Origin of the sequence: Nonomuraea roseoviolacea subsp. carminata (assembly GCF_024172185.1) — a bacterium.
Taxonomy (GTDB): Bacteria; Actinomycetota; Actinomycetes; order Streptosporangiales; family Streptosporangiaceae; genus Nonomuraea; species Nonomuraea roseoviolacea.
Genome location: NZ_JAMZEC010000001.1, coordinates 6,227,969 through 6,246,182 on the forward strand (window position 1 = coordinate 6,227,969; position 18,214 = coordinate 6,246,182).

At 73.3% G+C, this 18,214-nt stretch carries 13 protein-coding genes and 1 pseudogene; 9 read left to right on the forward strand and 5 right to left on the reverse strand.

Annotated elements, in window-relative coordinates:
* The first annotated feature begins 35 nt into the window (after positions 1-35).
* Positions 36-3,533, forward strand: a complete 3,498-nt coding sequence (locus tag HD595_RS28855) for a protein kinase domain-containing protein (protein WP_253774390.1) — start codon at positions 36-38, stop codon at positions 3,531-3,533.
* Here the strand turns inward: HD595_RS28855 and HD595_RS28860 are convergent.
* Positions 3,530-4,003 (reverse strand): hypothetical protein, encoded by a 474-nt coding sequence (locus HD595_RS28860; protein WP_253774392.1) that lies wholly within the window; start codon positions 4,001-4,003, stop codon positions 3,530-3,532. The two genes, HD595_RS28855 and HD595_RS28860, sit on opposite strands and share 4 nt — an antisense overlap.
* Before the next feature lie 227 nt (positions 4,004-4,230).
* On the opposite strand from HD595_RS28860, the gene HD595_RS28865 reads away from it, so the two are divergent.
* From HD595_RS28865 to HD595_RS28880, 4 genes are all read left to right on the forward strand, one after another.
* The gene (locus HD595_RS28865) at positions 4,231-4,482 is read left to right on the forward strand and encodes a hypothetical protein (protein ID WP_253774394.1); all 252 of its coding nucleotides are present in this window, start codon (positions 4,231-4,233) and stop codon (positions 4,480-4,482) included.
* A gap of 59 nt (positions 4,483-4,541) precedes the next feature.
* The gene (gene sthA / locus HD595_RS28870; protein WP_253774396.1) at positions 4,542-5,945 is read left to right on the forward strand and encodes a Si-specific NAD(P)(+) transhydrogenase; all 1,404 of its coding nucleotides are present in this window, start codon (positions 4,542-4,544) and stop codon (positions 5,943-5,945) included.
* 49 nt (positions 5,946-5,994) lie between these two features.
* Entirely contained in the window at positions 5,995-6,189 is a 195-nt protein-coding gene (locus HD595_RS28875) for a hypothetical protein (protein WP_253774398.1), read from the forward strand.
* Between the two features lie 98 nt (positions 6,190-6,287).
* Positions 6,288-7,217 (forward strand): DMT family transporter, encoded by a 930-nt coding sequence (locus HD595_RS28880; RefSeq protein ID WP_253774400.1) that lies wholly within the window; start codon positions 6,288-6,290, stop codon positions 7,215-7,217.
* A 13-nt stretch (positions 7,218-7,230) separates the two neighbouring features.
* Here HD595_RS28880 and HD595_RS28885 read toward each other — a convergent pair whose 3' ends face one another.
* Positions 7,231-8,058, reverse strand: a complete 828-nt coding sequence (locus HD595_RS28885; protein ID WP_253774402.1) for a DoxX family protein — start codon at positions 8,056-8,058, stop codon at positions 7,231-7,233.
* Between the two features lie 35 nt (positions 8,059-8,093).
* On the reverse strand, positions 8,094-9,623 hold the full coding sequence (locus HD595_RS28890) for an MFS transporter (protein WP_253774404.1): 1,530 nt from the start codon (positions 9,621-9,623) through the stop codon (positions 8,094-8,096).
* Positions 9,624-9,940: 317 nt separating this feature from the next.
* On the opposite strand from HD595_RS28890, the gene HD595_RS28895 reads away from it, so the two are divergent.
* Together HD595_RS28895 and HD595_RS28900 are read left to right on the forward strand one after the other, a co-directional pair.
* Complete coding sequence (locus HD595_RS28895; RefSeq protein WP_253774406.1) at positions 9,941-12,448, forward strand: hypothetical protein; 2,508 nt, start codon at positions 9,941-9,943, stop codon at positions 12,446-12,448.
* Positions 12,449-12,635: 187 nt separating this feature from the next.
* Complete coding sequence (locus tag HD595_RS28900) at positions 12,636-14,984, forward strand: AAA family ATPase (RefSeq protein WP_253774408.1); 2,349 nt, start codon at positions 12,636-12,638, stop codon at positions 14,982-14,984.
* A 13-nt stretch (positions 14,985-14,997) separates the two neighbouring features.
* Here the strand turns inward: HD595_RS28900 and HD595_RS28905 are convergent, their stop codons facing one another.
* Positions 14,998-15,558, reverse strand: a complete 561-nt coding sequence (locus tag HD595_RS28905; RefSeq protein ID WP_253774410.1) for a transposase — start codon at positions 15,556-15,558, stop codon at positions 14,998-15,000.
* Positions 15,470-16,054: pseudogene (locus tag HD595_RS28910) on the reverse strand (RNA-guided endonuclease InsQ/TnpB family protein); the annotation flags it as partial. The pseudogene HD595_RS28910 and the gene HD595_RS28905, both read right to left, overlap by 89 nt.
* A gap of 247 nt (positions 16,055-16,301) precedes the next feature.
* Between HD595_RS28910 and HD595_RS28915 the strand changes: the two are divergent.
* Both HD595_RS28915 and HD595_RS28920 read left to right on the forward strand, forming a co-directional pair.
* Positions 16,302-17,285 carry an ABC transporter permease gene (locus HD595_RS28915; RefSeq protein WP_253774412.1) on the forward strand — a complete coding sequence of 328 codons (984 nt, stop codon included), beginning with the start codon at positions 16,302-16,304 and terminating at the stop codon, positions 17,283-17,285.
* The gene (locus HD595_RS28920; protein ID WP_253774414.1) at positions 17,282-18,202 is read left to right on the forward strand and encodes an ABC transporter permease; all 921 of its coding nucleotides are present in this window, start codon (positions 17,282-17,284) and stop codon (positions 18,200-18,202) included. The genes HD595_RS28915 and HD595_RS28920 overlap by 4 nt, the downstream gene beginning before the upstream one ends.
* Positions 18,203-18,214 lie beyond the last annotated feature (12 nt).

The following is an 18,214-nucleotide window of genomic DNA, read 5'->3' on the forward strand; positions in this document are numbered from 1 at the left end:
GCAACCAGCCGCCGGGGCGCGGCATCTAACCCGCCGTGGAAACGCTCAGCGCGGGGGATCCGCAGCAGGTCGGCCCGTACTGGCTGGCCGGGCGGCTCGGCTCCGGCGGGCAGGGCATCGTCTACGAGGCCTACGACCCCGAGGGACACCGGGTCGCGCTCAAGATGCTCCACCCGGCCGGCAACGGCATGGCGGGCCGGCTGGCCAAGGAGGCCACGGCCGCGCGCCGGGTGGCGTCGTTCTGCACGGCGAAGGTCCTGGCCGCCGACCTCGACGGCAGCCGGCCGTACATCGTGTCCGAGTACGTCCCCGGCCCCAGCCTCCGCGACGCGGTGACCGAGGGGCGGCGGTTCACGGGCGACGACCTGCACCGCCTGGCCGCCGCGGTCGCCACCGCGCTCACCGCGATCCACGACGCGGGCGTCATCCACCGCGACCTCAAGCCCGACAACGTGCTCCTCGGGCCGGACGGCCCCCGCGTGATCGACTTCGGTATCGCCCGCACCCTCGACATGTCCCTCACCAGGACCGGCGAGGTGGCGGGCACGCCCAGCTACCTCGCGCCCGAGGTGTTCGCCGGGCAACGCGCCGGCGCCCCCGCCGACGTCTTCGCCTGGGGCGCCACCATGGTGTTCGCGGCGACCGGACAGGACCCGTTCCACGCCGACAACCTCGGCGGCGTCATGCACCGCGTGCTGTCCCACCACCCCGACCTGGGCGCGCTGCCGCCCGCGCTCGCGCCACTCGTCGGCGCCGCCCTGCGCAAGGACCCGGCCGGTCGGCCCGCGGCCCGCGACCTGCTCCTCGCGCTGGTCAGCGGCGACCCGTCCGACATCGGCGGGCTGCTGGCCGAGGGCAGCCGCGCGGCCGGCGGCGTGGCCGTCCCCGGCCGGGCCGACCCGGCCCTCGGCACGATCGCCGAGGACGCCTACGGCTCGCTCGGCCCCGAGGAGCGCGACCTGGCGGCGGAGGTGTTCCTGCGGCTGGTCGCCATCGGCGAGGACGGCCGGGAGACCGGGCGGGCCGCCTCGCACGACGAGCTGTTCGAGGGACGCCCGGAGCACGAGGCGGAGGCCGTGCGCCGGGTGCTGCGCGCGTTCTCGTACGTCGTCTCCACCGACGGGCACACCGTCGAGCTGTCCCAGCCGGCGCTGCTGCGCGCCTGGCCGCGGCTGCGCATGTGGGTCGACGCCGACCGGGACGGCCTCGCCGTGCTCGGCGAGATCAACCGGGCGGCCCGGCACTGGGCCGAGCACGGCCGGCGCCACGCCGACCTGCTCCAGGGCAGCCGGCTGGAGCAGGCGCTGCGATGGGCCGCCACCAGCCGCCGCCACGTCACCCTGACCCCGCGCGAACGTGACTACCTCCAGGCCGGCACCGAGCTGACCCGGCGGCGGACCCGCCGGCGCCGGCTCACCACCGTCGCGCTGGCCGGGATGCTGGCCGTCGCCCTGGCCGCCGGGGGCGTGGCGGTGTGGCAGGGGCGGCAGACCGCCCGCCAGCGCGACATCGCCGTCGCCAAGCAGGCGGCGGCCGAGGCGGACCGGTTACGCACCACCGACCCGGTCGCCGCGATGCGGCTGAGCGTCGCCGCCTGGCGGCTGTCGCCCCAGCCGGAGGCCCGCAGCAGCCTGATGTCGTCGCTCCAGCAGCAGGAGACGGCGGTGTTCCGTGACCCGCCGGTGCAGGGCATCGCCTACCGGGCGCTGAGCCGCGACGGCCGCACGCTGGTGAGCGTCAGCAAGCAGGGGGTGAACGTCTACGACGTGCGGACGGGACGGCGCACCGGCGGGTGGAAGGAACTGGACCTCGATGGCGAGATCGTCTTCCCTCCGGTGCTCAGCCCGAGCGGCCGCCTGATGGCGCAGTCCACGCCGAAGGAGCTCGGCGTCTGGGACCTCACCACGGGCAGGCGCGTCTACACGGAGAAGCTGGAGGAGGCGAGCGGCGGCGGCTACTTCCCGCGGTTCGGCGAGCACGAGACGACCATCCTCGTGTCCTACTTCGAGGGCCTGTCCCATCTGGTCGATCTCAAGACGGGCAGGCGGTTCGGCGGACCCGTGGACAGGCCCGACACCAGCGAGGCCGGTCCGGACGACCTGCTGGTGGACCCGGCGGGTCGCCGCATGCTGGTGACGGGGGAGCGGCTCGACGCGGTGTCGCTGCCCGGCTGGAAGCGGGAACGGCCCTCCTACTCCGCCTGCCGCACCGAGTGGAGCGTGGTCGCCTTCAGCACCGACGGCCGGACCCTGGCCTGCGCCCGCGACGCGATCACGCTGGTGGACGCGGCCACGGGACGGGTGCGCGCCAAGGACGAGGACTGGACCTGCGACCTGTGCGATCAGCCCGCGCCGCAGATGCGCCTCGACGACCGGCACGTGCTCGTCTTCGCCCGCCGTGACGTACAGGTGTGGCGGATCGCCGACCACAGGCAGGTGCTCGACTACCGGGCCGAGGGCGACCTGGACGACGTCCGGCTCGACCCCGACGGCAGGACGCTGCGCTACCTCATGGACGACGTGGTCGTGAGCGTGGACCTGACCGCCCGGGTGCCGTCCACGCGGCTGAGCAAGGACGGCGAGATCCGCTTCAGCCCGACGGGGCGCTGGGCCACGGTGGCCGGCTACGAGGCGACGCGGCTGAGGCTGATGGACCTCCGGACGCACCGGAGGCTCGCCACGTTCGCCAAGGGCTCCGAGAACTCCGTGGTGCCCGGTTTCGACGAGCCGCGCGAGCGCATGGTCCTGGCGGAGACGGGGGGCAAGGTCCAGCTCATCGACCTCAGGACCATGCGACAGGTGTGGGCGGTCCGGGCACCGGAGCCCAACATCCCCGAGCAGGTGGAGTTCACGGCTGACGGCGGGAAGGTCGTCGTGTCGATGGGACCGGCGGGGCAGGCGGAGGACTACCGCGTCATGGTGTACGACGCGGCGACCGGGCGGACCCTGCACGACTTCGCCACGGTCGTGCGCGGCGGGCCCCTGACCAAGGACGGCAACGACCTCGTCACCGGCAGCGGCACGTTCCTCGACCTGACCACGGGCCGTCCGGTCGGCAGTGGGTTCGACCTCTCCGCCGCCGGCTTCAGCCCGGCGCTGAGCAGCAGGGGCGTCATCGCGATCGCGCAGGACGAGGACGGGCGCATCGCCCTGTGGCAGATCGGTCCGCGGGGGCCCGTTCCGATCCGTCCCGCGCTGCCCCGCGCGGCGGGATCGGTCTCCCTGCTGGCCTTCTCACCCGACGGCGGCACCCTCGCCACCATGACCAACAGCGGGAAGGTCCAGCTCTGGGACCCCGCCGGCAAGCGCCGGCTCGGCGGCTCCTTCGACCTCCACATCATGCAGGAGCCCGAGGCCCTCACCTTCAGCGCCGACGGCCGCACCCTGTACGCCGCCGTGGACGGGACCGTCCACCAGGTGCCGGTGGACCCCGAGCAGGTGGCGGCGGCCGTGTGCCGGCGCGCCGGCGGCGCCCTGCCCGAGGCCGACTGGGCGGCGCACCTGCCGGACGTCCCCTACCGGAAGACCTGCTAGCCCTGGCAGTTGCCCCAGGACTTGCGGCCGCCCCACGCCTCGACCCGGTTGTCCGGGGTGCGGGTCCAGCCCTCGAACTTCACGCACTTCCAGCTGCCGTCCACGTGCCCGGTCTCGGCGTAGTACTGGTACTTCTGCACGTCCTCGGACCGGCCGCCGCCGCGCACCTCCAGGCTGGCGCCGGTGAGCGTGCGCGTGCCGGTGAAGCGGGTCTTGATCGCGGCCACGCAGTTCTCGCCGCTGCTCTTGCTGTACATGAGGTAGACGTGCCCGAACACCGACCCGTCGCGCGTCGTCATGGCCCGGTGGCCGTCCTTGACGCGGTGGAATCCGGCCCCGCACACGCGCTCCGGCGTGTAGGCCGCGGACGCGGCGTAGGCGGGGGCGGGGACGGCGGCGATCCCGGCGGCGACGAGGCCGACCGCGACGATCGTACGCTTGAGCACGAGGTTCCCTTCGTCGAACAACATCGTCGATCTTTACCATGGCTTGACAGCGGCGCGAGGGAGATTCGTGAAATATCGGGGGTTTCCGCTCATCGTGGTCTGCGGCGCGTGAGGCGTTGGCCCGCGCGGCCGTCGCCCGTTGAGCCGGCACCCGGGAGTACCGGGGGAATATGGCGGTCCGTTGGGGCAACAGTGGCGCGGGGCGGGGTATGTCCCTGCGGCGTACCGGTGACAGCGCGAGGGGGAACACCATGGCCGTCTGCGAGACCTGCGGCAACGACTACGACATGGCCTTCGAGGTGCACGCCCAGGGAGCCGTGCACACCTTCGACTCCTTCCAGTGCGCGATCCACGCGATGGCGCCCATCTGCGAGCACTGCGGCGCCCGCGTCATCGGGCACGGCGTCCAGTCGGGCGAGCACTGGTACTGCTGCGCCCACTGCGCCCGCCAGGAGGGCAGCCAGGGGATCGTGGACCGGGTGATGGCCGGCATGTCCGGCTGAGCGCCGGCGCCGCCCGTCCCCCCATGGCGGGAACGGCCCGCGGGGGAGACACTGGAGGTGTGGCCGACTTCGACGTAGCCGTCATAGGCTCCGGACCCGGCGGGCAGAAAGCGGCCATCGCCGCCGCCAAGCTCGAGAAGCGGGTCGCCGTCATCGAGCGCCGCAACATGATCGGCGGCGTCTGTATCAACACGGGCACGATCCCGTCCAAGACCCTGCGCGAGGCCGTCCTCTATCTCACGGGTCTCAACCAGCGCGAGATGTACGGCCAGAGCTACCGGGTCAAGGACGAGATCACGGTCGGCGACCTGGGCATCCGCACCCAGCACGTCATCGGCCGCGAGATCGACGTGATCCGCAGCCAGCTCTCGCGCAACCACGTCGCCGTGCTGCCCGGCACGGCCCGCTTCGTCGACCCGCACACCCTCGACGTGCTCGACGAGCAGGGTCGCGACGTCAAGATCACGGCCGACAAGATCATCATCGCGACCGGCACCCGGCCGGCCCGCCCCGACTCCGTCGAGTTCGACGAGCAGACCATCATCGACTCCGACGGCATCCTCAACCTCGCGGCCGTCCCGGGCTCGCTCGTCGTCGTGGGCGCCGGGGTGATCGGCATCGAGTACGCGTCCATGTTCGCCGCCCTCGGCACCAAGGTCACGGTGGTCGAGCGGCGCGAGCGGATGCTCGACTTCTGCGACCTGGAGATCGTCGAGGCGCTGAAGTACCACCTGCGGGACCTCGCCGTCACCTTCCGCTTCGGCGAGTCGGTCGCGGCCGTCGAACGCCGGCCCAAGGGGGCGCTGGCGCTGCTGGAGAGCGGCAAGAAGATCCCGGCCGAGACCGTCATGTACTCGGCCGGGCGCCAGGGCATGACCGACGGCCTGTGCCTGGACATGGCCGGCCTGTCGGCCGACGACCGCGGCCGCATCCGGGTGGACGAGCACTACCGCACCGCCGTGCCGCACATCTACGCGGTGGGCGACGTCATCGGGTTCCCGTCGCTGGCGGCCACCTCGATGGAGCAGGGCCGCATCGCCGCCCACCATGCCTGCGAGGAGCCGCTGGCCGGCATCCACCACCTCCAGCCGATCGGCATCTACACGATCCCGGAGATCTCCTTCATCGGCCGCACCGAGGACGAGCTGACCAAGGCGCAGGTGCCGTTCGAGGTGGGCATCTCGCGCTACCGCGAGCTGGCCCGCGGGCAGATCATCGGCGACACGTACGGCATGCTCAAGCTGCTGGTCTCGCCCGAGGACCGGTCGCTGCTGGGCGTGCACGTCTTCGGCACGGGCGCCACCGAGCTGCTGCACATCGGCCAGGCGGTCATGGGCTGCGGCGGCACGATCGACTACCTGGTGGACGCGGTCTTCAACTACCCGACGCTGGCCGAGTCGTACAAGGTGGCGGCCCTCGACGCGATGAACAAGCTCCGCCGCGTCGCCCGCTTCGAGCTGTGACGCCAGAGTCTTGATCGACTGCCTCGGGCGGGAGTCGTACCATCGCGTGATGAAGTTCGACAGACGCCTCACCCCCGTCACGAGAGGCGTGCTCGGCGCGGGGTCCGTGCTGTCGTTCGTGGCGGCGGCGGTCATCTTCCTCACGCTGCCCGACGTCCCGCTCGCCGCCAACGCTCTGATGGTGGTGTCGTCCGCGGTCGTGCTCACAGGCTTCGCCCTGTTGGTGTGCGACATATCGCGCTGAGGCGCCGCACATCAGAGGCGATAAATACGGAAATATCCCTACGCCTTCGGCCCGCTCCGGCCGTTACGCTCCTCGGGGTTCACCGAGTGGAGGCAAGGGTGCGGATCAAGGGCGCGGGACGGTGGCTGCCTGCCTTCCTGGTGCTGGCGGCCATCTGGGGCAACAGCTTCTTCTTCATCAAGGTCGCCGTGGAGGTGCTGCGGCCGCTCCAGGTGTCGTTCGCGCGGATGGTGCTGGGCGCCGCCGCCCTGCTCGCGGCGGTCGCCGTGAGCCGCAGGAGCCTGCCGCGCGACCCGCGCCTGTGGGGGCACTTCCAGGTCGCGTCCGTGGTGCTGACGACGGTCCCGTTCACGCTCTTCGCGTACGGCGAGCAGTACGTCTCCTCGGTGGTCGCCTCGATCTGGAACGCCACGACGCCGCTGTGCACCCTCGGCTTCACCCTGCTGCTGCGCGCCGAGCGGCCCACGGCGGGCCGGGTGGCCGGGCTCGGCCTCGGGTTCGCCGGGGTGATGGTCGTGCTGGGCGTGTGGCAGCCGATGGCGGGCGGGCAGCTCGCGGGCAGCCTGGCCTGCTTCGGCGCCGCGGTCTGCTACGGCGTCGGCGCCGCGTACATGGGCCGCTTCATCACCGGGCGCCGCTCCGAGCCGCCCGTGGTGCTCGCGGCCGGCCAGCTCCTCAGCGGCGCCGTGCAGGTCGGCGTGGTCGCGCTGGTGGCCGGCGTGCCGCTGGTGGACACCTCGGCCCCGCCCCGCGTGTGGTGGAGCCTGGTCGCGCTGGGCTGCCTCGGCACGGGGCTCGCCTACCTGCTGCTGTACTGGGTGCAGGGTCAGGCGGGGGTGACGACGACCTCGACGGTGACGTACCTGATACCGGTGTTCGCGGCGGCGTCCGGCGTGGTGGTGCTGGGCGAGAGCCTGAGCTGGAACCAGCCCGTGGGCGCCCTGGTGATCCTCGCGTCCATCGCCCTCAGCCAGGGGGCCGTCCGGCTCACCCGCGACCGCGACCGCCCGGCCGTCCGGGCGCGCTGAGCCCTGCGGCGGGTCACTCGTCGGGCTGGGTGCGGCGCCCCCGGGGCGGAGCGGGCTTCTTGCGGCCCGCCACCAGGGTGTCGCCGGGCGAGGGGGACGTCGAGGGTTCGTCGGCCGGCGTCGGCTCGGGGGCCGGGCGGCGCGGGCGTGGATGGGGGGTCGTGTCCCGCTGCTCGCCCTTCTCCGCGTCCGTACGGGCCCGGGCGCGAGCAGCCGAGGCCGCCGGGCCGGTACGGGTCGTCGGGCTCGATGTCGTCCCCTGCTCATCGGAAGCGCCAGAAGCCTGGGCGCCGGGAGCGTCGGGAACCTGGGCCCCGGATGACGTGCCGGGCGGCCGGGCCGTGTCGGTGTCCCGGGCGGAGGTGCCCGGGGCGGCGTCGGGGTCGCGGAGCGAGGCGATGACCCGGTCGGCCTCCGTGTCGGCCGCGAACTCGCTGGCCGCCTCCGACTCCCGCCGCCGGATCACCACCATGTGGTCCACCGACACCCGGCCGGCCCCCACGACGGCCAGCAGCAGCGCGGCCACCCCGAGCAGCACCAGCTCGTTCACGGTGATGGGGTTGAGCGGCGGCGCCACCAGGAACACCGCCAGCGCCTCGGCGAACAGCACCAGCCCCGTCAACGCCACCAGCAGCCCCGCGATGAGCAGCGCGCCGCCGATCAGCTCGGCCAGCATGGTGACCGTGGCCCACGCCCGAGGCGCGGGGGCGCCCTGCTGGGCGAAGTGCATGCCGGTGGTCTTCAGGCCGTCCTCGAGCTTGTGCCAGCCGTTGGCGAAGAAGATGCCGCCGACGCCTAATCGGGCGACGAGCGCGGCGAGATCATGGAGGGCCTGTCTCACGGTAGTTGTCTGCCCGGAGCGGGACATCGCACACCTCAATCACGGCGCAGCAGCATGGCCACGGCTATGGCGGTCAGGCTGAGCAGGACGATGCTCACCACGACAGTGGTGTGCAGGGCGTTGACGAAGGCCCAGCGGGCGGCCGTGAGCAGCGCGTCGCCCGTGCTGCCGCCGACCTCGTGGGCCACGTGGGCGGCGCCGGCCAGCGACTGCCGGGCCTGGTCCATGCCCGCGCCGGTCACGCCGGCCACGGACGGCAGGCCAGGCGCGTACACGATGGTGGTGATCGTGCCGAGGACGGCCACGCCGAGTCCGGCGCCGAGCTCGTAGGCGGTCTCCTCGACGGCGGCGGCGCCGCCCGCCCGCGCCTCGGACACCGACGACATGATCGTGTCGGACGCGGCCAGCAGCGCCACCTGCACACCGAACCCGATGCCGACGAAGCAGACGCCGAGCATGACGGGATGGCTCTCGACGCCCCAGCTCAGGGTGGGGGTGAGGGAGAGGGCGACGAGCCCGAGGCCGCCGCTCATGGTGGCGCGCATGCCGGCGCGCGGCAGGATGTGGGCCGCGGCGAGCCCGCCGGCGATGGCCGACAGCACCAGCGGCAGCATCCGGACCGCCGCCTGGGGCGGCGAGTCGCCGAGGACGAGCTGGAGGTACTGCGCCAGCATGAGCTGGAGCCCCACGAGGGCGAACACGCCCAGCAGCACCCCCGCCACGCCGGTGGCGAACGCCCGGTTGCGGAACAGGCCGATGTCCAGCAGCGGCGCCGCCAGCCGCGACTGCCGCCGCACGAACCACACCAGCAGCCCCACCCCGGCCAGGAAGACGGCCACGGACGCGCCGAACGGCATGAGGGTGCCCGAGCCCGCCTCCTTCAGGCCGAACGCGAGCGCCAGGATGCCGAGCACGGACAGGACGGCGCTCAGCCCGTCCCACGGCCGGCTCACGTCCCGGCGCGAGTCGGGCAGCAGCCTGGCCGCGGCGGGCAGCAGCACCAGCAGGATCGGCACGTTGATGAGGAAGACGGCGCCCCACCACACGCTCACGAGCAGGCCGCCGACCAGCGGCCCCACGGCGGCCCCGGCGGCGGCGACCGCGCTCCAGATGCCGAGCGCGACGGCGCGTTCGCGGCGGTCGGTGAAGACCTGGCGGATCAGCGACAGCGTGGCGGGCATGATCATGGCGCCGCCGACGCCGAGCAGCGCCCGCGCCAGGATGAGGAAGAGCGGACCGGGGGAGCAGGCCGCGGCGGCCGAGGCGACCCCGAACAGCACGTAACCGCCCAGGACCAGCCGTTTGCGGCCGTAGCGGTCGCCCAGCGTGCCGAACATGATCAGCAGCGGCGCGACCACCAGGGAGTAGACGTCGATGATCCACAGGAGCTGCACGGCCGACGGCTCCAGCGCCGCGGTGAGGGCCGGCACGGCGATGTGCAGGACCGTCGCGTCGACCGTGATGAGCAGGAGACTCAGGCAGAGCACCAGGAGGATCGCCCAGCGGCTGTCGGGGTGTCGCCGGGCCCCACGCCGTACGAGGGGTGCGGCCTGTGTGACGGTCATGGACCTCCTTGCCGGCCGATCCGTCCACAACGGGCCCGCGCGTGCCTGTGGTCGCCGTGAGTGCGGGAGCCCGACGGTTCGTGCCTCTGCTCTCTGCTGCTCTCCGCGCTCCGCCGGGACGCCGCCTGGCGGGACGCTGATGGTGGAAACGCTGCCTCCGGGCTCCTCCGCTCCAGCTTGCGTGGCAGCTTAGGCCATGGCATGCGCTTGGTATAGCGGTATCGACGCATCGAAGGCCCTCACGCGTACCTCTCTAGAGAGATACAGCCCTATGTCGCGACCTGTTCAACTTTCATCGAACAGCCGATCATGAGCTGGTGGGGACGGATGGAAATCATAGCAAGAACCATGAAAAAACCGACAAATCCCCGCGCGAATGGTGCGCCGAAGCCGTCACCCGCCTCCACGCCGGCCGCCCCGAGGAGGCGCTGCACGCCGCCCACCGCGCCGCCGAGGCGGCCGCGCGCGACGACCACGGAGAGGCCGCCGCCGCGGGGGAGTGGGCGCACCGGCTGGTGAGCCTGGCCCTCGAACGACTCGGCCGCGACGCCGAGGCCCTCCCTCCGGCGCGCGAGGCGGTACGGCTCTCGCCCGGCTCCTGGGCCGCCCGGGTACGCCTGGCCGCCGCGCTGTCCCGGCTGCCGGGGCACGCGGACGAGGCCGCCGCCCAGGCGGGGCTGGCCCGGTCGTTCGCTCCGGAGCAGCCGGCCGTCCACGTGCTGGAGGGGGACCTCGCCCTGCTGCGCGGGGACCACCGGCGCGCGGCCACGGCCTACCGCACCGCCCTCTCCCCGCAGCGGACCGTCTCCGAGCATGCGGTCCTCTCCGAGCATGCGGTCCTCTCCGAGGATGCGGCCCTCTCCGACTCCTCCCTCACCGACCGCTCAGCCGCCGCCGCGCACCGGGCCGACGGCTCGCACCCGGCAGTCGGCTCGCACCCGGCAGTCGGCTCGCCGCTCGCGCCGCTGGAGGTCGCCGACCCATCCGTCCCGCCGCCAGGCGTCGCCCGCTCGCCCGGCCTGCCGCCGCGGCGCATATCGGGCTCGCCCGCCGTCCTCCCGCCGGGTTCCTCGGACTCGTCGGGGTCCTCGGGCTCGTCGGCCGCGCCCGTGCCGTCTCACACCCCAGAGCAGTCCGTCCGGCCCGCGACCCGTCATGACCCGGTCGGGCGTGACCCGAGTTGGTCCGGGTCTGGGGCGCGTCAGGGTTCCGGCTGGTCCGCTCGATCGGGGCCGCCCGAGGACTCCGACCTGGTCTCCGCGTCCGTGGCGCCGTACGTCGGCTCGGCGGGGGAAGAGGCGGTGCTGGTGCGGGCGCGGGTCAATCTGGGGCTGGCGTTGCTGCGCTGGGACCGGCCCCGGGCTCATCACGACCCCTCCTGGCCGGTGGACCCCCGCGAGACCGGCCGGGCCAGGCGCGCCCTGGAGGTGTGGGCGCGGCAGGCCCGCCTGCTGGTGGCGGCGGTCACTCTGGGGGTGGCCATGCTGGCGTACACCGCCGACCTCGCCGTGCAGGCGGAGCTGGGCGGCGTGGCCGCGCTGGGGCTGCTGGCCGTGCTCACCGCGCGGCAGGCTCGTCGGGTGCGGGTGTGGCCGCGCGTGCCCGCCATGCTGGGACGCGACCCATGGCTCGGGACGGAGGTGGTCTCGGCCGCCGTGTCGGTGACCGCGTACGCCGCCTGGCTGTCCCTGACCGCTGTCCCGGGCGTGCCGTCGTGGCTGGACCCGGTGTGGGCCGGGCTCGCGGCGATCGCGGTGCTCGGCTGGCCGGCGCACGCCGCCCTGCGCGCCCTCGCCGGTACGTGGCGCGGCCGTCCGGTCCAGGCCCTGGAGCGGTTCGCCACCGCAGCGTACGGCGAGCGCCCGCGTGGCGAGACCGCCGTGGAGAGCGGGCGGAGGGCTCGTGGGAACGCCCCTGAGAGGGAGATGACGGCGCGGGGGCACGCCCGGGAGGGCGCGCAGGCGGCGCGCGACCACGCGGCGGAGGGCGAGCAGAGGGCGCACGGGAACGTCGCGGATGGCGGCTGGAATGCGCGGGGGAACGTCGCGGAAGGGGTGCGGACGGCGCGTCGGAACGCCGGGGTGGCCTTGTGGATCATCGCTGGTCGCACCTGGTCGGTGCTGGTGCCGCTGGTCCTGGGCGCCCTGGCCGTCGAGCCGAGGGTCGCGCTGGTCTCCGCGGCCGTGCCGTACCCGCTGCTGCGCTGCTACCGGCGCGTCCGCCCCGCGCCGGGCGCGCGCCGCGAGGACGGGTGGCTGCGCGCGGCGGTGGTCCTCCTCACCGTGGCGGCGGCCGGATGCGCGGCGGGCGCCCTGCTCGGCTGGGTGGCGCGCGTGACCGTCCGGGGCGGGGCCGAATGGGCGTGGCGGGTGGGGATCGCGGCGCTGGGCCTCGTGGCCGTCGTGTTCGCGGTGCGGGCCGCGCGATCGTGGTGGCGCGGCGGCCCGGGACCCTGGCGCTCCTCGCTCCTCATGTGCGACCTGCCCGCCGGTGACGAGCCGTCCGTGCCGCTCGGCCCCGAGGCGCGCCAGGCGCTCGCGTACGCCAGGAACGTCGTCCTGTCCTTCGCCGACCCGCTCGGCCCGCGGACGGTCGGCGCGGCGGCGTCCATCGGGCCCGCGGGCGAGCTGCGGCTGGTCGCCGGGGCCGGGGCGGGGGAGGCGGTGGAGGCGGACCCGCGGGTGGCGGTGTTCGCGGCGGGCCCGTCGCCGCGCCGCCGCTGGGTGGAGGTGCGCGGCGTCGCCGTGGCGGGCTCCGGCCTGCTGCGCGTCACCCCCAAGCAGGTGCTGACCGGAGACTTCCCCGGACGGCACCAGCGCGGCTGACCCCATGGAGAGGCGGCGCCGTGCCGAGCCGACGGCGTCGGTCCGTGGCGGCCGCGATCCGTGAACGCCGTGGCGAGCGTCCTGTTCGTCCCGTAAGTCCCCCGAGCGTCAGGCGTCACGCGGCGTGTCAGGTCCGCCCAATCGTCGGTCTGGTGCGGTATAACCGGGGGCGGACCGGGGAGGCGTGATGCGTGAGTCCGGCAGGGCCCAGGCCGCGGGGCGGGTCGCGGCGCGGGATCTGTTCGAGCGGGTGCGCCTGCGCTATTTCCATCTGCCCCCGGCCGTGCGCCGGGTGATGTACGCCTCGGCGCTGATCGGGTCCGTCGGCCTCGGCGCGGCCCTCGGGTGGGACCTCGCCCGGACGTTCCTCGTCACGCTGACCCTGCTCGCCTTCGCCGCGCTGACCCTGCGCTTCCCGCGCGCCGCGGCCACCGCCGTGGTCGTGGCCGCCTGGGTCGTGCTCATGCCGGTGTTCGTCATGCTGTTCCCGGTCGGCTCGCCCGCGCCGACGCTCCTGCTCGCGCTGGCCGTGCCGGTGGCGGGCGTCGCCCACCTGATCCGCTGGGTGCCGCCGTGGCTGACCGCCCTGCTGGCGCTGCTGCCCGCGGGCCTGCTCGCCGCCGCGCTCTCCCTGGTCTCCGACGCCACCGCGGTCTGGGTCGCGTACGGCGTGGCCGCCGCGGTGCTGCTCTACCGCTTCGTGCTGGCCCGCCGCGCCCGGGCCGAGCTGGCCGGCCAGGAGCAGGAGCAGCTGCGCGTACGGGTGCGCGAGGGCGGCCCGGCGCAGCAGCACGAGCGCGGGACGGCGCCGCCCAGCATCTCGGTCGAGGAGGCGCTGGGCGAGCTGGAGAGCATGATCGGCCTGGCCCCGGTCAAGGAGCAGGTGCGCTCCATCGCGGCCTCGATCGAGGCGTCCCGGCTGCGCGCCGAGGCCGGCTACACGGCCGGCCGGCCGACCCGGCACTTCGTCTTCTCCGGGCCGCCCGGCACCGGCAAGACCAGCGTGGCGCGCACCCTCGCGAAGATCTTCTACGCGTTCGGCCTGCTCGACACCCCGTACGTGGTCGAGGCGCAGCGGGCCGACCTCGTCGGCGAGTTCCTGGGCGCGACCGCCATCAAGACCAACGAGCTGGTCGACCGCGCCCTGGGCGGCGTGCTGTTCATCGACGAGGCGTACAGCCTGGTCAACTCCGCCGACGGGCAGCCCGACCGGTTCGGCGCCGAGGCCGTGCAGACCCTGCTCAAGCGGGCCGAGGACGACCGCGACCGGCTGATCATCATCCTGGCCGGCTACGAGCAGGAGATGGCCGGCTTCCTCGCCTCCAACCCCGGCCTGGCCAGCCGGTTCGCCACCCGCGTGCGCTTTCCCAGCTACTCGCCCGCCGAGCTGGCCGAGATCACCGAGCTGCTCCAGCGGCGCCGGGGCGACACGATGTCCGACGAGACCAGGGCCGCGCTGCTCGGCCTGTTCGAGGACGTGCAGCGGCGCGGGCTGGTCGACGAGCTGGGCAACGCCCGTTTCGCCCGCAGCCTCGTCGAGGCGGCCGCGCAGGCCCGTGACGTGCGGGTGGTGGGCGCGGGCGGCACCCCCTCCACCGAGGACCTCGTCACCACGACCACGCCCGACGTGACCAAGGCGTTCAACGAGCTGACCGCCCGCTTCCGCGGTCACGAGGCCATCCCCACGCTGGAGGAGGCGCTGGCCGACCTCGACCGGATGGCCGGGCTGGCGCCGGTCAAGCGGCAGGTCCACGCCATCGCCGCGCAGCTCCAGGTGGCGCGCATGCGGCAGGAGCGGGGCCTGCCCACGCCGCCGCAGACCCGCCACTTCGTGTTCGTCGGCCCGCCCGGCACCGGCAAGACCACGGTGGCCCGGGTCGTCGGCCGGGTCTTCGCCGCGCTCGGCCTGCTCGCCCGGCCCGACGTGGTGGAGGCGCAGCGCGCCGACCTGGTGGGCCAGCACCTCGGCGCGACCGCGATCAAGACCAACGAGCTGGTCGACCGGGCGCTCGGCGGCGTGCTGTTCGTCGACGAGGCGTACAGCCTGGTCAACCCCGGCTACGCGGGCGGCGACGCCTTCGGCGCCGAGGCCGTGCAGACCCTGCTCAAGCGGGCCGAGGACGACCGCGACCGGCTCGTCATCGTGTTGGCCGGCTACGAGCGCGAGATGGACGCCTTCCTGGCCACCAACCCCGGCCTGGCCAGCCGCTTCAACCAGCGCGTCGCCTTCCCCAGCTACACGCCGGCCGAGTTGTCGGAGATCGCGGTGCTGCTGGCCGACAAGTCCGGCGATCACTTCGACGAGGCCGCGCGGCGCGACCTGGATGAGGTCTTCACCTGGGTCTGCGAGGAGCGGCTGATCGACGGGCTCGGCAACGGCCGCTTCGCCCGGTCGCTGTTCGAGCGGGCGGCCATGCGCCGCGACGTGCGGCTGGCCGCGCTGGCCTCGCAGGGCGGCTCCGCCACCTCGGCCGAGCTGACCACCATCACCAGCGAGGACGTGCGCACGGCCGTCGACGAGATCTCGGGCCGTTGACTTCCTCCCCGCCCTAGAGGACCGGGATTCCCCGTGTCACGAGCGAGGCATGCTGCCGCGCTCGTGACTGGGGTGGTTGACGCTTCACAGACCGCCCAGCGGCGAGGTCTCCACGTCCTGACACGGACTGCCCGCCCGCGTGTTTGATGTTGACGGCGGCGTTCACGTCCGCGTGCACGACCAGGCCGCACCCGGTGCACCGGAAGACCGCTTGACTCTCGCGGGACTTCAGGTCCACATGGGCGCAGGCCGAGCACATGATGCTTGTGTACGCCGGGTTCACCTTGATGATCTGAGTACCGGTGGAGCGGGCCGCACTGGTGAGGGCGAGTTCCAGGCCATGCCAGCCCTTGTCGGTGATGGCCCGGTTCAGGCCCCGTTTCCGGGCGACACCCCGGCCGGGGGCCTCGATGGTCCCCCTGGCTGTGTTGAAGCCGCCGGTACCGCTGCAACTCGCCAAAGGTGATGTAGGAACGGTCGTGGAACGCGCCGTCGCTTGTGCAGGCGGCCACGACCACGCCTCGGTCGATCCCCACCGCAGGGCCGGGATGCGCGGTCGGGATGGCCTGCCCATCCTCCACCAGGAAACTGATGTACCAGTGGCCACCCTCACGCGAGAGGCTCGCCGATCGGATGGCACCGCCCAACGGGCGCGACCAGCGGAAGCGGACCCACCCGAACTTGGGGAGTTTCACCCGGCCCCAGTGGCGGCCCAGCCGCTCCACCGCGATCGCGCTGCCTTGCGGGAACCGGAACGACGGCCTCCAGCGGCGTGCTGAGCGCCAGCGGACCTTCCACGCCCCGTGCCGGGCGCACGCCGTATCAAGATCCTTCAAGGTCTGCTGGAGGACCTGAGAGGGTGCGTCGGCCAGCCAGGCGAACTCGGTTTTGGCCTGTGCCAGTTGGGCACACTGTGCCGCATACCCGATGAAAGCCTCCCGCTGCCGGTAGTGACGGCGCTGCTCCAGAGCGGTGTTCCACACGCTGCGGCAGGTCCCGCCGACCTGTTCGGCGTAGACCTCCTGGTCGGCGGTGAGGTGCAGCCGGTAACGGCGTCCCGTCAGCACCATGCACCCCCTCCAGCATGCTTATCGAACACCTTATCGGTCGTCTCATTGATCACAAGGTGGAATGCCAGCACGGAGGCACATGAAAACCGCGCTGCATGTCCATCCGGTCTTCGTCATCGGGTGCCGGCGTGGTGATCGCCTTCGACAGTGCGGTAAACCCCGGGAGCGCGGGCCCCGCGCGTCCTGGCCCCCTGCCCGTCGCATGGTGTAGCAATATGACTACGCATCGTGCGCGGGAGGGGGGAGCATGGCGGGGTTCCTGGCCCGCAGGCTGCTCAACTACGTCGTGCTCGTCGCCGTCGCCGCGAGTCTGGCGTACATGCTGGCCGCCACGGCCCTCGACCCGCGCTCCAACTACGCCGACCGCACGCCCAAGCCGCCGCCGGCGGTCATCGACGCCCAGCTCACCGCGCTCAACCTGAACGACCAGGTGCCGCTGCTGGAGCGCTACGCCGTCTGGGCCGGCGGGGTGCTGCACGGCGACCTCGGCAAGAGCGTGACCGGCTCGCCGGTCAACGACGACATCGCCCGGCGCGCCGGGGTCACCTTCCGGCTGGTGCTGCTCGGCATGATCGTGGGCAGCGTCGGCGGGGTGCTGCTGGGCGCCTTGGCGGCGGTCCGCCAGTACGGGTGGTTCGACCGGGTGTCGACGGGCCTGTCCTTCGCGGTGCTCGCGGTGCCCGTGGTCGTGCTGGCCAACATGCTCATCCTGTTCGCCACGTGGGTCAACGACCGGCTCGGCACCCAGGTCTTCCTGGTCAGCGGCGAGTACACCGGCGGCCTCGACACCGGCTTCTGGGGCAGCGCGGTCGACCGGATCCAGCACCTCGTGCTGCCGACGGTCTCGCTGTCGCTCGCGCTGGTCGCGGTCTTCAGCCGTTACCAGCGCAACATGATGCTCGACGTGCTCGGCGCCGACTTCGTCCGCACCGCGCGGGCCAAGGGCCTGAGCCGGCGCGCCGCGCTCACCCGCCACGCGCTGCGCACCGCGCTGGTGCCGGTCATGACGTACTTCGCGTTCACGTTCGGGGCGTTGCTGACCGGCGCCACGTTCACCGAGAAGATCTTCGGCTGGCACGGGCTCGGCGAGCAGCTCATCAACTCGATCTTCACCAACGACGTCAACACCGTGGCGGCGATCGCGCTCCTCGCGGCCGTGGCGGTGCTGTGCGCCTCGCTGGCCTCCGACCTGCTGCACGCCGCGCTCGACCCGCGGGTGAGGGCGGGATGACGCTCCCCGAGGAGGAGGTGGCCGAGGAGCTGACACCCGGCGTCCCCGGGCGGGGGCCGCGCCGGGCGCCGTCGCGCGGCCGGGTCGTGGTGCGGCGATTCCTGGGCTCCCGGCAGGGGGCGGCCGGGCTCGCGGTGCTCGTGGTGATGTTCCTGCTGGCCTTCGCCGGGCCGCTGCTCAGCCCATGGTCGTACACCGACCGCGACTTCACCGCGTTCCTCCAGCCGCCCTCCGCCGACCACTGGTTCGGCACCCTGCAGACCGGCGCCGACGTCTACGCCGTGACGCTGCGCGGCATGCAGAAGTCGCTGATCGTGGGGCTGCTCGCGGCCCTGGTCTCCACCGCGCTGGCCGCGCTCGTCGGCGCCTTCGCGGGGTACTTCCCGGGCTGGGCCGACCGGACGCTGACCTGGGTGACCGACCTGCTGCTGGTGCTGCCCGCGTTCCTCATTCTGGCGATCATGTCGCCGGTGTTCGGCGAGGGGACGTGGGCGCTGTTCGTGCTCATGCTGGCGCTGTTCCTGTGGATGGTCACCTCCAAGATCGTCCGCAGCATGACGGTCTCGCTGAAGCGGCGGGAGTTCATCCAGGCCGCCCGGTTCATGGGCGTGCGTCCGGTGACGATCATCTTCCGGCACGTGCTGCCCAACCTGTCGTCGCTGCTCATCGTGGACGCCACCCTCAACGTCAGCGCCGCCATCCTCACCGAGACCTCCCTGTCCTACTTCGGTTTCGGCATCCAGCCGCCCGACGTGTCGTTCGGCACGCTCATCGCCGACGGCTCCAAGACGGCCGTGTACGCGCCGTGGACGTTCTGGTTCGTCGCCGGGCTCCTCGTCGTCACCGTGCTGGCCGTCAACCTCGTCGGCGACGCCCTGCGCGACGCGTTCGACCCGACCTCCACGAGGCCCCGATGACGCCCCCGTGCA

Bases quoted from the DNA above. Each gene is read 5' to 3' on its own strand.
- HD595_RS28920 (WP_253774414.1), top strand. From the start codon at position 17,282: ATGACGCTCCCCGAGGAGGAGGTGGCCGAGGAGCTGACACCCGGCGTC.
- HD595_RS28875 (WP_253774398.1), top strand. From the start codon at position 5,995: ATGAAGTTCGACAGACGCCTCACCCCCGTCACGAGAGGCGTGCTCGGC.
- HD595_RS28865 (WP_253774394.1), top strand. From the start codon at position 4,231: ATGGCCGTCTGCGAGACCTGCGGCAACGACTACGACATGGCCTTCGAG.
- HD595_RS28900 (WP_253774408.1), top strand. From the start codon at position 12,636: ATGCGTGAGTCCGGCAGGGCCCAGGCCGCGGGGCGGGTCGCGGCGCGG.
- HD595_RS28860 (WP_253774392.1), bottom strand. From the start codon at position 4,003: ATGTTGTTCGACGAAGGGAACCTCGTGCTCAAGCGTACGATCGTCGCG.
- HD595_RS28890 (WP_253774404.1), bottom strand. From the start codon at position 9,623: ATGACCGTCACACAGGCCGCACCCCTCGTACGGCGTGGGGCCCGGCGA.
- HD595_RS28915 (WP_253774412.1), top strand. From the start codon at position 16,302: ATGGCGGGGTTCCTGGCCCGCAGGCTGCTCAACTACGTCGTGCTCGTC.
- HD595_RS28905 (WP_253774410.1), bottom strand. From the start codon at position 15,558: ATGGGCAGGCCATCCCGACCGCGCATCCCGGCCCTGCGGTGGGGATCG.